15 protein-coding genes and 2 tRNA genes are annotated in these 13,524 nt (G+C 46.4%); 8 read left to right on the top strand and 9 right to left on the bottom strand.

The window, feature by feature from the left end:
- On the bottom strand, positions 1-934 hold a 934-nt coding region (locus tag VM802_RS01265), incomplete at its 3' end, for a BamA/TamA family outer membrane protein (RefSeq protein ID WP_325527129.1).
- Between the two features lie 252 nt (positions 935-1,186).
- Here VM802_RS01265 and VM802_RS01260 point away from each other — a divergent pair.
- On the top strand, positions 1,187-3,214 hold the full coding sequence (locus VM802_RS01260) for an ATP-binding protein (RefSeq protein WP_325527127.1): 2,028 nt from the start codon (positions 1,187-1,189) through the stop codon (positions 3,212-3,214).
- Here the strand turns inward: VM802_RS01260 and VM802_RS01255 are convergent, their stop codons facing one another.
- A complete protein-coding gene (locus VM802_RS01255) occupies positions 3,215-3,679 on the bottom strand; it encodes an Lrp/AsnC family transcriptional regulator (protein ID WP_325527125.1) in 465 nt (154 codons plus the stop codon).
- A 163-nt stretch (positions 3,680-3,842) separates the two neighbouring features.
- On the opposite strand from VM802_RS01255, the gene VM802_RS01250 reads away from it, so the two are divergent.
- A complete protein-coding gene (locus VM802_RS01250; RefSeq protein WP_325527123.1) occupies positions 3,843-4,976 on the top strand; it encodes a histidine decarboxylase in 1,134 nt (377 codons plus the stop codon).
- On the opposite strand, the gene VM802_RS01245 is transcribed toward VM802_RS01250, so the two are convergent.
- The 3 genes from VM802_RS01245 to VM802_RS01235 form a co-directional block, all read right to left on the bottom strand.
- Positions 4,973-5,854, bottom strand: coding sequence for a mechanosensitive ion channel family protein (locus VM802_RS01245; protein ID WP_325527121.1), 882 nt, complete (start codon positions 5,852-5,854; stop codon positions 4,973-4,975). The genes VM802_RS01250 and VM802_RS01245 overlap by 4 nt on opposite strands.
- A 78-nt stretch (positions 5,855-5,932) precedes the next feature.
- Entirely contained in the window at positions 5,933-6,187 is a 255-nt protein-coding gene (locus VM802_RS01240; protein WP_325527119.1) for a hypothetical protein, read from the bottom strand.
- Between the two features lie 137 nt (positions 6,188-6,324).
- Complete coding sequence (locus VM802_RS01235; RefSeq protein WP_325527117.1) at positions 6,325-6,711, bottom strand: DUF6496 domain-containing protein; 387 nt, start codon at positions 6,709-6,711, stop codon at positions 6,325-6,327.
- A gap of 284 nt (positions 6,712-6,995) precedes the next feature.
- Between VM802_RS01235 and VM802_RS01230 the strand changes: the two genes are divergently transcribed.
- The 3 genes from VM802_RS01230 (at position 6,996) to VM802_RS01220 (ending at position 8,175) form a co-directional block, all read left to right on the top strand.
- Entirely contained in the window at positions 6,996-7,325 is a 330-nt protein-coding gene (locus tag VM802_RS01230; RefSeq protein ID WP_325527115.1) for a KGG domain-containing protein, read from the top strand.
- Between the two features lie 83 nt (positions 7,326-7,408).
- Entirely contained in the window at positions 7,409-7,771 is a 363-nt protein-coding gene (locus tag VM802_RS01225; protein ID WP_325527113.1) for a DUF1304 domain-containing protein, read from the top strand.
- The gene (locus tag VM802_RS01220; protein WP_325527111.1) at positions 7,768-8,175 is read left to right on the top strand and encodes a hypothetical protein; all 408 of its coding nucleotides are present in this window, start codon (positions 7,768-7,770) and stop codon (positions 8,173-8,175) included. The genes VM802_RS01225 and VM802_RS01220 overlap by 4 nt, the downstream gene beginning before the upstream one ends.
- A 110-nt stretch (positions 8,176-8,285) precedes the next feature.
- Here VM802_RS01220 and VM802_RS01215 read toward each other — a convergent pair whose 3' ends face one another.
- Positions 8,286-9,113: a class I SAM-dependent methyltransferase gene (locus VM802_RS01215; RefSeq protein ID WP_325527110.1), complete on the bottom strand. Its 828-nt coding sequence runs from the start codon at positions 9,111-9,113 to the stop codon at positions 8,286-8,288.
- 123 nt (positions 9,114-9,236) lie between these two features.
- Here VM802_RS01215 and VM802_RS01210 point away from each other — a divergent pair, with 123 nt between their 5' ends.
- Positions 9,237-9,752: a class I SAM-dependent methyltransferase gene (locus tag VM802_RS01210; protein WP_325527108.1), complete on the top strand. Its 516-nt coding sequence runs from the start codon at positions 9,237-9,239 to the stop codon at positions 9,750-9,752.
- A gap of 41 nt (positions 9,753-9,793) precedes the next feature.
- Here the strand turns inward: VM802_RS01210 and VM802_RS01205 are convergent, their stop codons facing one another.
- Positions 9,794-11,329 (bottom strand): sulfatase family protein, encoded by a 1,536-nt coding sequence (locus VM802_RS01205; RefSeq protein ID WP_325527106.1) that lies wholly within the window; start codon positions 11,327-11,329, stop codon positions 9,794-9,796.
- A 374-nt stretch (positions 11,330-11,703) separates the two neighbouring features.
- Between VM802_RS01205 and VM802_RS01200 the strand changes: the two genes are divergently transcribed.
- Positions 11,704-12,564: a beta-1,6-N-acetylglucosaminyltransferase gene (locus VM802_RS01200; RefSeq protein WP_325527104.1), complete on the top strand. Its 861-nt coding sequence runs from the start codon at positions 11,704-11,706 to the stop codon at positions 12,562-12,564.
- Between the two features lie 85 nt (positions 12,565-12,649).
- Positions 12,650-13,183, top strand: coding sequence for a GNAT family N-acetyltransferase (locus VM802_RS01195; protein ID WP_325527103.1), 534 nt, complete (start codon positions 12,650-12,652; stop codon positions 13,181-13,183).
- A gap of 60 nt (positions 13,184-13,243) precedes the next feature.
- Here VM802_RS01195 and VM802_RS01190 read toward each other — a convergent pair.
- Positions 13,244-13,317: transfer RNA gene (locus VM802_RS01190), tRNA-Arg, on the bottom strand.
- A gap of 91 nt (positions 13,318-13,408) precedes the next feature.
- Positions 13,409-13,482, bottom strand: a tRNA-Arg gene (locus VM802_RS01185).
- Positions 13,483-13,524 lie beyond the last annotated feature (42 nt).

Raw genomic sequence — 13,524 nt, 5'->3', positions numbered from 1 at the left:
TTTTCGGATCAATGAGGTAACGGTATTCAGCCTGCCCTGCAAGGTAGTTCTGGTTGCGGTATCTTCCAGTATAATAGCCACGCATGATAAGGTCGTTCCCCATTTCAGGCAGCAGATAGAAAGGCAGTTCCTTTCCCTGCAGGCTGTTGAAGATGCCATTGAAGCCCAGTGTACTTTTGGGAGACAGTGCAATGAAATGCACCCCCTGCCCTTCGAGTTTGAATAATGGCTGGCTGCTGAGGAAAGACGGTGCATAGGCTGCATTGAGGCGCAGCCACCAGCCACGGCGTGTGTAGTTCTGGTTATCGCGGTTGTCGAAGATGCCGGTGATACCAATAAAAGTTACATGGCCACCTGTCTTACCTACCAGTTCCATACCATTATAAAGACCTTTGTTATCCTTACTGCTGTAGGTATCGTGTTGGTACTGCAGGGAGGCGCCTGCGTAGAAATGGCCACCGATGCGGCGTTCACCTTCCAGTTGTACTTTATAACGGATATTGCCCAGCAGGGATTTATCCGCATTATGCGTGGTATCGCCTATACCATAAAAGTAAAGCGGGAAATTCTGATAGCGCAGGTTTCCTTTATAATGCCAGGTATTGCTGCGGGTCCATATATTGGCTTTGAGATCGATCTTGAATTGCTTTTCGGTAGTAACGGCGGGGATCAGGTTGATGCTCGAATTTCGTGTAGCCGGATCCGGATTTCTGTTATCGGTATAAAAAGAGTACAGCATTGCAGCGCCGATCTCTAGTCCTTTCTCCTGCGAATAGCCTAATACCGGCAGCGGGAAAAAGCTGCGTTTACGAAAAGCCAGACTGTCGTGCAGCCCTTGCTGTGAGGAATCTGCTGCTATAATCCTGTGCTGCTGAGCCTTTACACCCGCAGCCGATAAAATCAATAAAGATGTGATACTAAATACCTTACGCATAGTTTGCAAATGTAAGCGGAATTTCATTTCCCCAATTCGGGAAATTTCGCATGACAAAAGTAATGCCGCCGGATTTTTTTCTATGACGCGCCAGCACGTGGTTTCCCCTATGCGTAACACAAAAATCATCTTGTATAACCCTACATTTTGTGTGTACTTCTTTTGAATCATCGGGCTTTATCTTTAATTTTAGCAAAAATTTCAAGTATATCCCCGAATCACACTTGATGTTATTGCCAACAACTAATCGCTATGCTGCCGGCCATACCTTTGAAAAAATACTTTATTATTCCACTGTGCCTGTTGTTGATCCATCCTGTTGTTATTGCGCAGCAGGCGGCGGGAACAGACAGTCTGCAGAAGGCGCTTGCATTGCATTCGGAGCGCGATACAGAGAGAGTAGATTTGCTGAACCGGATTGCAAGGGAATATCTTGTTCGTAATGCTGCCGTAACTGCCCGTTACGGGGAAGAGGCATTATGGCTTAGCGACAGCCTGCAATACAGCAAAGGCAAGGTACGGTCTATACGCAACCTCGCGCTCGCGGAAAGCAGCAGAGGCAATACTGATAAACAGCTACAACTGTCTCTGACAGCACTCAAACTTGCGGAAACTTCCGGGGACATTCAGATTACAGCCCAGCTCTGTGATGACATTGGCAGCATCTTCACAGAACAGAGCAATCCGAAAGAAGCGCTTACCTATCTGCATAAATCCCTCGCCATCAAACAACAGCAGAATGACACCCCTGAAACCGGGAGAACCCTCAATAACATTGGCGCGGCTTACATTTCCCTGCAGCGTCCTGACTCTGCACTCAGTTTTCTGCGACAGGCTGAAAAAATAAAACTGCAATTCAATGACCAGCAAGGACTGGCAGGCATATACGAAAATCTGGGCGTTATCGCACAGCAGCATAAACAGCTGAGAGATGCGTTGCGTTATTATGAGCTGGCGGCAGCCGGTTACAAAACTGCTGGTAATAATAATATAGCGCTCACCAGGACGCTGCTCAACACTGCCGGGGTACAGACGCTCAGCGGCGATCTGAAGAATGCAGAAGAGAACCTGGAAGCCGCAGCAGTCCTCAATAGCAGGCTAAAGAACGCCGGTAATGAAATGCTTTACTACCGCATCAGGTATGAAGTGGATTCTGCCAGGAATAATTATCCTGCTGCGCTGAGTAGCTATAAAGCCTTCAGCCAGCGTAACCTCGATTACTTTAATCTCGAGAAAACCAGGGCCATTACGCGGTCACAGATGAAATATGAAGCAGAAAAGAAGCAACGGGAAAATGTGATGCTAAAGAAGGAACAACAGCTGCACCTGGCCACCATACAGCAACAGCGGGTGCTGGTGCTTTCAGCTGCCGCGCTTTTCCTTGCACTGCTGCTCATCACGGCCATGGTGTACCGGTTATACAAACATCAGCAGGAACTGTACCGGCAGCTCAATAGTAAAAATCAGGAAGTATCGTTGCAGAACAAGATCATTCTTGAACAGAATACCACCCTCGGCAATCTCAACCAGGTAAAGGATAAGATCTTTTCTGTTATCTCGCACGACCTGCGCTCTCCGCTGGCTATCCTGGAAGGCCTGCTGTTCCTGCTGAGAGATGACAAGATCGATGCACAGCAATTCCGTTTTTACTCTGATGAGCTGTGGAGAGATGTGAAGAATACCGCCTATATGATGGACAACATGCTGCAATGGGCCAGCAACCAGATGAAAGGCATCAGTGTAAAAGCGGACGATTTTGACCTTACCCTCCTGCTCAACCAGGAATTTGAATTACTGCAAACGCTTGCCAGACAAAAGGATCTGAAGCTCAGCCATGAGCTCAACAACACGATTATGGTATATGCAGACCCTGATATGATACGGCTGGTACTGCGCAACCTCATCAACAACGCTATCAAATTTACCTCCGGTGGCGGGGAGATTACCATTACTTCCATTTATACCAAAGATATGGCGGAGGTAAGCGTTACGGATACCGGTACGGGTATCCCGGAAGAAGACCAGCACCGCATCTTTTCCAATATCTACTATTCCACTGCCGGTACGCGCAATGAAAAAGGCTGCGGACTTGGCTTACATCTCTCCAAAGACTTTGTGGAGCGCAATCACGGCCGTATTTGGTTCCGCAGTACTCCCGGCACCGGCAGCAGCTTCCATTTCACCATTCCTCTCTCCGATGATCACGACGCTAACGGACACGGTTATACGGTGGTATTACAGGATCATCCATTAAACGGGGTGAGTGTCCTGAGAAACTGATTACACCAGCCCGAAAGCCGTAGTGTGTTTGATTTCCGTCATAACGAAGGAGCTATGTACCTGTGCAATATTCTCAATGGCCGCCAGCTTATTGGTCAGAAAATGCTGGTAATTGCGCATATCGTTTACCACGACCTTCAGGAGATAATCGTATGTACCTGCTACGTGGTAGCATTCCATAACCTCTTCCATGCCGGCAATAGCAGCTTCAAACTTCTTCAGCAACGGTTTGGAATGCAGCTGCAGCGATACATTACAATAGGCAGTGGTAGTCTTTCCCAACTTTTCCCCATCAAGAATGGTAACATAGTGTTTAATGACGCCCAGCTTTTCTATTTTCTTAAGGCGCTCGTAGGTGGGAGTAACGCTCAGGCCTATACGATGTGCGATTTCTTTTGTATTGAGCCGCGCATTACGTTGTAGTACCTCTAATATCCTTCGGTCTGTTTTATCCAGTGTGTCCATTGTAGTTGGTTTATTCCGAAAAGTATCCTCTTTCATTAGTGATCAGTATAATATTTCTATAAAATATAAAAATATAGTGTTTGTTTTCCAAAAATACAGTATTACTGGTTTCATAAACATACATATTGATAGATTAGCAGCAAAATACACCTGTAATTCAACAATGATGAATGCCAACCCATTATCAGCCGCAGATACTGCGCAGCTGGAGCAACTGTTGTTGCAGATAAAACACAATACCCGGAACTTTCTTGGTTATCCGGTATCGAAGGACTTTGACTATACGCCCCTGATGCCATTTCTGGCTTATCCGTTAAATAACCTGGGCGATCCCTTTGTGGCCTCTACTTATAGTGTAGGTTCGAGAGAAATGGAAAAATATGTCGTGGAATTTTTTGCCCGGTTGTTCCGTGCACCAGAGGATGACTGGTGGGGATATGTTACCAATGGAGGGTCTGAGGGTAACCTCTATGGCCTGTATCTTGCAAGGGAGCTATATCCCAAAGGAATGGTCTATTATTCAGAGGCAACTCACTACAGCGTGCAGAAAAACCTGCACCTCCTGGATATGCCCAGTATTGTGATCAGGACACAGCCCAACGGGGAAATAGATTATGATGATCTGCAGAATACCATCCGGATGAACCGTCACATGCCGGTTATCATACTTGCCAATATAGGCACAACCATGACGGAAGCCCGGGATGATGTGGGCCGTATCAAAAGTATACTGAAAGAGCTGGCTATACGGCATCATTATATCCATGCAGACGGTGCGCTGTCGGGTTCTTACAGCGCATTCCTGGACCCGCGCCCGGCATTTGACTTCCAGGATGGAGCGGACAGTATTGCCATCAGTGGTCATAAGTTCATTGGTTCTCCTATACCTTGTGGTGTGGTAGTTGCCAAAAGATCGAACCGTGACCGGATAGCACGGTCAGTTGCCTATATCGGCAGTATGGACACAACAATTACTGGTTCCCGGAATGGCCATAGTCCGTTGTTTCTGTGGTATGCAATACGGAGGTTAGGGCTAGCGGGCCTGAAAGAGCGCGCTGTGCACAGCCTGGAAATGGCCGCCTACACAACAAGCCGGCTGAAAGAACATGATATTCCCGCCTGGCGCAACCGGGATGCCATCACTGTGGTGTTTCCTGACCCTGCTCCGGCCATACGCAGGAAGTGGCAGCTGGCCTCAGAGGGCGGGTGGTCGCATATTATCTGCATGCCTAACGTTCACCGGCAGCAGATCGATCAGTTTATCAGTGAAATGACTACAGCGGCAGTTGAAGTTTAGACGCCGCTTTCCGCAATGGCAATGATTTCCTTATTGAGCGCCCGTTTTATCTGGCGCTCAGTTTCTTTGTCGGCATGCGGCAGTTGCAGCTGCACTTTAAATTGGGCGAAGTCTTTTTTAATCTCGATTGTCTTCAGGGAAAAGCTCTCATGCAGGTATTTATCTTCCCAGGGAGAAATGGCTCTGCGCAAGCGTTCATCCAGCCTGTCCGGAGCAAAGCGCAACTTGTGATCCAGCTCAAATTCGATTGTGATCTTACGGATATTCTGTTTGGATTGGTTTAATACGACCGTTGCGAAAATCACGGAGTTAGGAATGAGCACCAGGTCATCGTCGTCATTCTGCAATACCACGTTGAATAAGGTAATGTCCATTATCTTTCCTTTATAGTCGCCGGTTTTCACGTGATCGCCGAGCGACAGCTGATCAGAGAACATAATGATCAGCCCATTGATCATATTGGTGATATAATCTTTGGTAAGCAGCGCTATTGCCGCGGCCACGATAGCGATACTGGTGATAAAGTCGGTAAGTCTGAGGCCAAATAGCATGGGGATGGCCAACATGAAAAATATTGTATTCAGGACGGTGGAGATGCGGTTGATCCCGAGCAGGAAGTTGTCTTTCTCTATTGGTTTGATGCGGTGGCGGCGGTTATACCAGTAAAAGATGATCAGCCAGCCGGTGGATATGACGACATTGGCGCCGAGAAAGAACAATACTGCATTTGAGAGTCGTCCCAGGAAGGGGAAGTTATCATATAGTGCCGGATGTTCTACTGCAAAATACCCGACCACCAGGTATATCACCAATCTTACCAGCAACAAAATACGCACTCTCCTGCTTACATTTTTATACGTCTTCTCAGTTACCATCATAACTTTTACATGCAAAATTTGTTGCAAAAGTACAACGGCTGATCCTTTTTTTAACCGATACCTGTATACTTTAACACATTACTTCATCTTTTCAAGGATTTCTGTCCAGATGATCCTGGCAATTTGTTCACTTTCCACAGTACGTATCCTGCCTTCCACAGAATCCACATGATCTATCATGAAGGTATCAGCGTGAGGTCTGAATTCCTCCAGCACATGTGATCTTACGTCCGGAATCACTTCATAAATGGTCTCATATGCGGAGCCGTTAATGCTGATGGACAGGCCATAAGGCTTGCCTTTAATCATGACTGTTACATTATGTTGTTCCATACATCCTGCACTTTAGTCTGATAATAAAAGCGCAAGGTATATGCCATATAAAAAGGCCGGTGCAGGGCTGCGTCCGGCCATATTTTGTATATAAAGAAAGGATAAAACAGGTTTGGGTTCAGCCAGCAGTATGGATATCAGGCGTGGGCTGCCGCCCTTATAGGTTTCGCTGTTTTTTTGCGGGCAGGGCTCTTTTTAGCTGCCGGTTTGCGGGCGGTATCTTTAGCAACGGCTTTTCTGGTGGTAGCTTTCTTCGGCGTTGCCTTCCTTGCGGTGGCCCTTTTAGTAGTGGCTCTTTTTGCAGCAGCTTTCTTAGTGGTGGATTTCCTCGTTGCAGATTTCCTGGCGGCGGCTTTCTTCGGAACTTTAGCGCCGGCTTCTCTGGCTTCAGACAATCCGATTGCGATGGCCTGTTTCGGGTTAGTTACTTTTTTCCCATTCCTTCCGCTTCTTAATTTGCCCTCGTGCATTTCATGCATGGATTTCTCCACTTTCTCCTGGGCTTTCCTGGAATACTTTGCCATGATTTCACGATTTAAATGGGTTATGAATAAGATAACACATTAACGGGATCAAAATGCAAGCCAGCGGCATGAGGTGATATAAATATGCTTAAAAGGTGCTTAAAGGGTTCTTAAAGCGGGATACTGTGTTAAAAATTCTATGTATTGTGGAACGAATTACCCCACAGTCCGGAAACCCATAAAAGCTACAACCGTTACCATAAGGCGATTCCGGCGGTGGCATGCATATTGATCGCATACCTAACGCAAATGCAAATGTTCACTACACTATAAAAACCAGGATTATGGAACACATCACGTATCAAGAACTGGCACATAGTGCTAACACTCAGGTAAAATCACAGACAGACAAATCCAAACATAGCAAAAGAGGGTTTGCATCTATGGATCCGGAACAACAGCGGGCTATTTCGAGAGAAGGTGGCCGGGCCGCTCACCAACAAGGTGTTGCCCATAAATTTACATCTGAGGAAGCTCGTGCAGCCGGTAAGAAAGGCGGTGAAGCCGTTAGCCGCAACCGCGAACACATGGCAGCCATTGGAAGAAAAGGTGGTACCAACAGGGGTAAAAAGAAAAATATGGCGAATGCCAACAACCCTGCCGACAATATTTAATTTAAAAAGTTTGCAGATAAAAACCCGGCATGACCGGGTTTTTATTTTTTAGTATATTTAGCGTAAACCCGCTGTAAGAGTTTATGCTGATACTTATCAAAATACTGACAGGGCTGGTCTTACTGGAACACCTGTATATCCTATGGCTAGAAATGTTTGCCTGGACCAGCAAAGGACCGAAAGTCTTCAAAAACTTCCCAAAAGAATTATTTCCACCCACCAAAGCGCTTGCTGCCAACCAGGGGCTATATAATGGTTTCCTGGCGGCGGGATTACTGTGGTCATTCTTTATCTGTGATCCTGTATGGGCATTACGGGTTGCCACATTCTTTCTTTCCTGCGTGGCCGTTGCCGGCATCTATGGCGCTATCACTGCCAGCAGGAAGATCTTCTTTGTACAGGCCCTGCCCGCCCTTATTACGCTGCTCTTAATCTGGTTGTCATGATACAGGAATCAGATATCAGGATAGGGAATTACGTATGTTACTTTGATTATAACATGCAGGAATATGTATTTGTGGTGGAAGGCATTCTAAACGGCTTTATCTATAACAGTGGGCTTCCCAAGAGCAAGATCTCCTGCGAAAAAGCCAATCCGGTTATGCTTGATCTGGATCAGCTGACAAAGTTTGATTTTATGCCGGGCAGTAAGGAGGACGGCGAAGATGAAAACGTATTTTCCCTGAAATACAACCGGCTGCACAGCATTCATATCAGGTATGAGGGGGGCATTTTCCAACCTGTAACGGACACTCCGCAAGGACTTATGCCTTACGGCCGCCCTATTGTCCATGTGCATCAGCTGCAGAATCTTTTCCATGCCCTCACCAGAGATGAGCTGACCCTATGACCCTATAGGTTCCCCGCACATCCGGCAGTGAGCACAATCACCCACATTGTACTTAATTGCGCCATCTCCTGTAAATCATCCTCCATCACCAGCGTATGAAAAGGGGTATCCTATAAACGGGTTATTACGCTGCTCATGAAATCCGGTGTCACCTGGTAACTGTTCACCCGGTAATGAGCCGCAGACAGGTACTGCTCTATCATTGGTAATGCAGGCGCATAATGATAGCTGCCCCGGGGTTGCAAGGCGTGCAATATCTCCATATACTTTCCGGCATAGCGCCTGCTGTCTTCATTGTCACGAAGATGGTGATATACAAAATGATTGGAAAAAGACAGATTGGAAACAACCGTACCATAATACTGTTGCGGTAAATGAAAATCCAGCCAGTCGCCAGTTCGCAGAAACGTTTCCTGCGATGCAATAAACCTGTCTACACCAAATGCTTCAATACCCAGTGATCTCAGGTAACGTACCATATGTGCCTGTGGCCCACAACCCAGATCCAGTACTGGTTCCTTCAGGCTATGCAGTTCCAGCTGCAACACTTCCAATTGCAGGGAGGCGCTATACTCTGCACATACCACGGGCGTCAATCGGGGCCCCGCAGCCTCTCCTGCCGATGCGGCCATGGGATTAGTTTTCCATAGCCATTGCTTCAGTCTTTCCCCATGTGCCGAAGCCAGGGTATCAAAATGCACGCGTCCCTGTCTAATAGCCCTGGCAATATCATCTACTAACTGCTGGTATACATCCCGTAAAGCAGTAGTGTTGGCGGCAGAAATGTCTATGTACTGGTTTATGCTGCAAAACGCCATTTGTGCTCTCCTGGTAAGCAGCGTAATCACATTCCCCAGTTGACCAGCCTCGTACATGGCGAGCAGCTCCCGGGGAAATTCAGTGAACAGCTGCCGGGTAATACCTGTCCAGCGCAGCAAGGGAGTAATTGAGGCGAAGCACAGATTGCAATCCCCGTTGATACTGTGCTGGGAATTTATACTTTTGATTATCTTTTGGGAGACAATATCTGTCATCCTTCAAAATTAAGCAAATAACTGCACATGAATATCAGCGACGCGACGGCGCTTATCAGGCAGCCGGAATTACAGCAGCAGGGCGTGTGGGCAGATCTGGGTTGCGGCTCCGGTGTTTTTACCTATGCGTTGTCTGAAGTGTTGCGACCCGGAAGCACGGTATATGGTATCGACAAAACGCTGACCCTGGAAAGGGAAATCACGCGGCAGCAGGTGGAGATCATTCCGATACAGGCCGATTTCGTCACCGACCATCTTCCCTTGCAACAACTGGACGGCCTGCTCATGGCCAATTCCCTGCATTATGTGAAAGATAAAAAAACGCTGTTGCAACAACTACAGCAATACCTGAAGCCCGGCGGCCGGTTTATTATCGTGGAATATGATACTGATACGGCAGTACCGGTATGGGTACCCTATCCATTAAGCTTCACCTCACTGACCACACTTTTTCATAACGCCGGTTATCATTCTATTATCAAGACAGGTAACAGGCACTCAGTCTATGGTCGTGCCGATATGTACGCCGCCCTGATCAGCTGAACAGATCCTTCAATGCCTGCTGTGCGGCATGGTAGCCACTTTTACAATGTCAATCTCAACACACCGGCTGCGGAGGTATCTTTCAGCCTGGTTACCTCTTTCACCAGTTCCCGCTGCAGCTCACTGATCACACTGGAATTTGCTTTATCACTATACGAGTTGTGCATTTCGTGCGGGTCTTTTTTCAGGTCATAAAACTCCCAGCTGTCAATAGGTCCATAAAAACGGATCAGTTTATACCGGTCTGTCCTTACACCAAAGTGCGGATATACATGATGCGTACCGAATTCATAGTAATGATAATAAACGGCTTTTCTCCATGCGGCCGGAGCAGGCTTCCCTTTCACAACGGGTAGCAAAGATGCCCCCTGCATATCGGCAGGCGCAGCGATGCCTGCTGCCTGCAACAGTGTAGGCGCCACGTCCACATTCGCCACCAGGGCATCTACCTTTGTACCAGGCTTAATAACGCCGGGGTAGCGCATTACAAAAGGTGTCCGCAGGGATTCTTCATACATGAAACGTTTGTCGAACCAGCCATGTTCGCCAAGATAGAAGCCCTGGTCAGACATATAGATCACGATAGTGTTGCGGGACAGCCCGGTGCTGTCGAGGTAATGGAGGATACGGCCAATGTTCCTGTCCAGCGATTTGGCGGTGGACAGATAATCTTTCATATAGCGCTGGTACTTCCAGCTTACGAGGCTATCGCCGGTGTAATGATGCGCGTCGAAGTCCTTATCTACCGCCTGGCTGTAATAGGCTGAGAATTTTTCTTGCTGAGCTGCATTCATTTTCTTGTAGGGGTGGTCCTTTTTATAATTGATATGCAGCTTCAGGTCGTAGGTAAACTGCATAGTTTTGGCAATACTCATATCCTGATCAGCTGCAGCTTTGCGGCCTTTATAGTCGTCACGGAAATCATGTGGTTCCGGGAACTTTACATGATCGAAGGCGCCGAGGTCCTGCAAATCAGGGGACCATTCCCGATGCGTTGCCTTTTCTCCTACTATTACGCAGAAGGGTTTGGAAGTATCACGGCGGTTAAGCCAGTCGAAAGTGATGTCCGTGATAATGTTGGTAACATACCCGGTATGTTGCACCGTATCTTTATTCATGGTAATGAAATCCGGGTTGTAATAGCGGCCCTGATCCGGCAGAAGCTGCCAGTAGTCGAATCCGTCAGGCAACGATTGCAGGTGCCATTTTCCTATCCAGGCCGTCTGGTAGTTGTGTTCGCGAAGGATACGGGTGAAGAGCTGCTGCTTCACATTAAACGGTTGGGAAAAATCATTGATGGTAAGTCCGTTGCTGTGGCTGTATTTTCCGGTCAGCAGCGTAGCGCGGCTGGGAGCACACAGGGAATTATTGACAAACGCATTCCGGAAAATGGCGCCTTCCCGCGCTATCCTGTCAATGTTAGGGGTTTGTGTCAGCCGGCTGCCATAGGCACTGATAGCCTGGTAGGCATGGTCGTCGGACAGGATCACAATAATATTTGGTTGCTTCTGGGCCATTGATACAGATGTAACAGATGTAATGGCCAATAACAGCAATAGCTGTAAAACGTGCTTCATTGTTCTTAAGGGCTTTTGTCCGCCGAAAGATAATAATTGTTTTGGTGATTTTTCCGGATTATCACCTTGCATAGAAATCCTATCAATACGCATAACTATCAATAATTCAGGTTGTTTAAGTGATAAAGTTTTCAATAACCGATATGATGCTGTATATTTACATGGGAATGACAGGGCAGGAATCCGCTCTAATTTGCGACGAAACCCATTAAACTATCCCTTGTAATTTTATGATGTGATTTTATACTCATCCGTATTATTGGTGCATAGATGTAGTCCCTTTACCAGCGGATGATTACAGGAACAATGTAATATTTTGGTCTGTTGTTTGAACCAAACCCTGAAGCCCATGTTTATTTTTAGCAAAGACGAATATGAGAATAGCACATCTTATCCTGACATATACGGACCCAAAGCAAACGGAAAGGCTGATAAAAAGGCTGGTACATGAGCAATGCGATATCTATGTTCACGTAGATAAAAAGGTGGATATTGCCACTCACGAGCTTCTGTTGAAGCAGCCGCATGTCTATTTTATCAAAAACAGGACAGATGTACGCTGGGCTGGTTACAATACTGTAAAAGCTACTTTCAGGTGTCTTCAGGAAATTGCCGACACCGGTATTCATTACGATTATGTGAACTTCCTGAGTGGACAGGACTACCCGATCAAAAGCAATGAGTATCTGTTCGATTTCCTGTCAAGGAACGCAGGTAAACAGTTTATTGCTTATAAAGACTTCGAAACAGAATGGCAGGAAGCATTACGCCGTACCAACAGGTATCATCTTGTGAACTTCCGGTTCAAGGGCAAATACAAGCTGGAAGAACTGATTAACCAGGTACTCTCCCGTGGCAAATTTCCGGGTAACCTGCGGTTGTATGGCTCAGGCATGTTCTGGACACTGACGATGGACTGTGCAATGTACGTAGTAAACTATGTGCAAAATAATCCCAAATTGCAGCGGTTCCTTCATTTTACCTGGGGCAGTGATGAATTCATTTTCCAGACCATCCTCATGAATTCCCGCTACAAAGATCAGATTGTTAACAATCACTACCGATATATCGACTGGTCTGCCGGAGGCGCTCATCCCAAAGTACTGACGATGGCTGACTATGATAAACTGAAAGCATCTCATATGCTCTTCGCGAGAAAGTTCAATACAACAATAGACGAAAAAATACTGGACAAACTGGACACATTGATAATGTCGCAAGAAGCTGTATCATAATATCTCCCGTTATTTTAACAACAGGTGCGGTGGCATGCGCTGTATAGTAAGACTTGCTGAATAAATCATCCAATAGATACTACTCATGATCATAAAAGCCGGAATTGAATACGCACGAGCACTCAGTGAAATCGGTACAGAAACCTTTATTGATGCACACCAGGATAGTGCACCTGTTCATGAAATACAAACTTATGTGAAGGAGAAATATAGTATTGCTGCAATAAAAAAGGAATTATCTGATCCTGCAAATATTTATCACATCATCATGCACGGAGATAAAATTGCAGGATTCTCCAAGATGGCGCTCAATGGCAAACATCCCGCAATTACCACCGGCAAGATTACCAAACTGGATCAGATCTATTTATTGAAATCATTTTACGGTCTGAAGCTGGGGGCGCAACTGCTACAATATAATATTGACTATTCTAAATCCCATAACCAGTCTGGTATGTGGCTGGTAGTCTGGACAGGCAATGACAGGGCTGTCAACTTCTATGAGAGATACGGCTTTCAGGTGATAAGCGAGGACGGTTTTCATCTTACGGAGACGCATACAAACCCTTGTTATACCATGCTGCTTGATTATGCAGCAAATGAAAATACGGGGGACTGAAAGTGCTACGTTATAAAAACGAAAAAGGTTGGTTCAGATGAACCGACCTTTTTACTTAAGTGACCCCGTCTGGATTCAAACCAGAAACCTTTTGATCCGTAGTCAAATGCTCTATTCAGTTGAGCTACGGAGCCATCTTCCCTTTCGGGTGTGCGAAGATATCATCTTCACAACATTATTTTCACGCTACACCTGTCTACTTTTAAACAGGATTATTTGCTATTGTGACCTCGTCTGGATTCAAACCAGAAACCTTCTGATCCGTAGTCAGATGCTCTATTCAGTTGAGCTACGAAGCCATTCCCTATTGGGGTTGCAAATGTAGTATTAGTTTTAAATTA

Origin of the sequence: Chitinophaga sp., assembly GCF_035538455.1 — a bacterium.
Lineage (GTDB): Bacteria > Bacteroidota > Bacteroidia > Chitinophagales > Chitinophagaceae > Chitinophaga.
The sequence above is the reverse complement of the archived record's forward strand: the minus strand, read 5'-3'. Positions and strand labels throughout refer to the sequence as shown.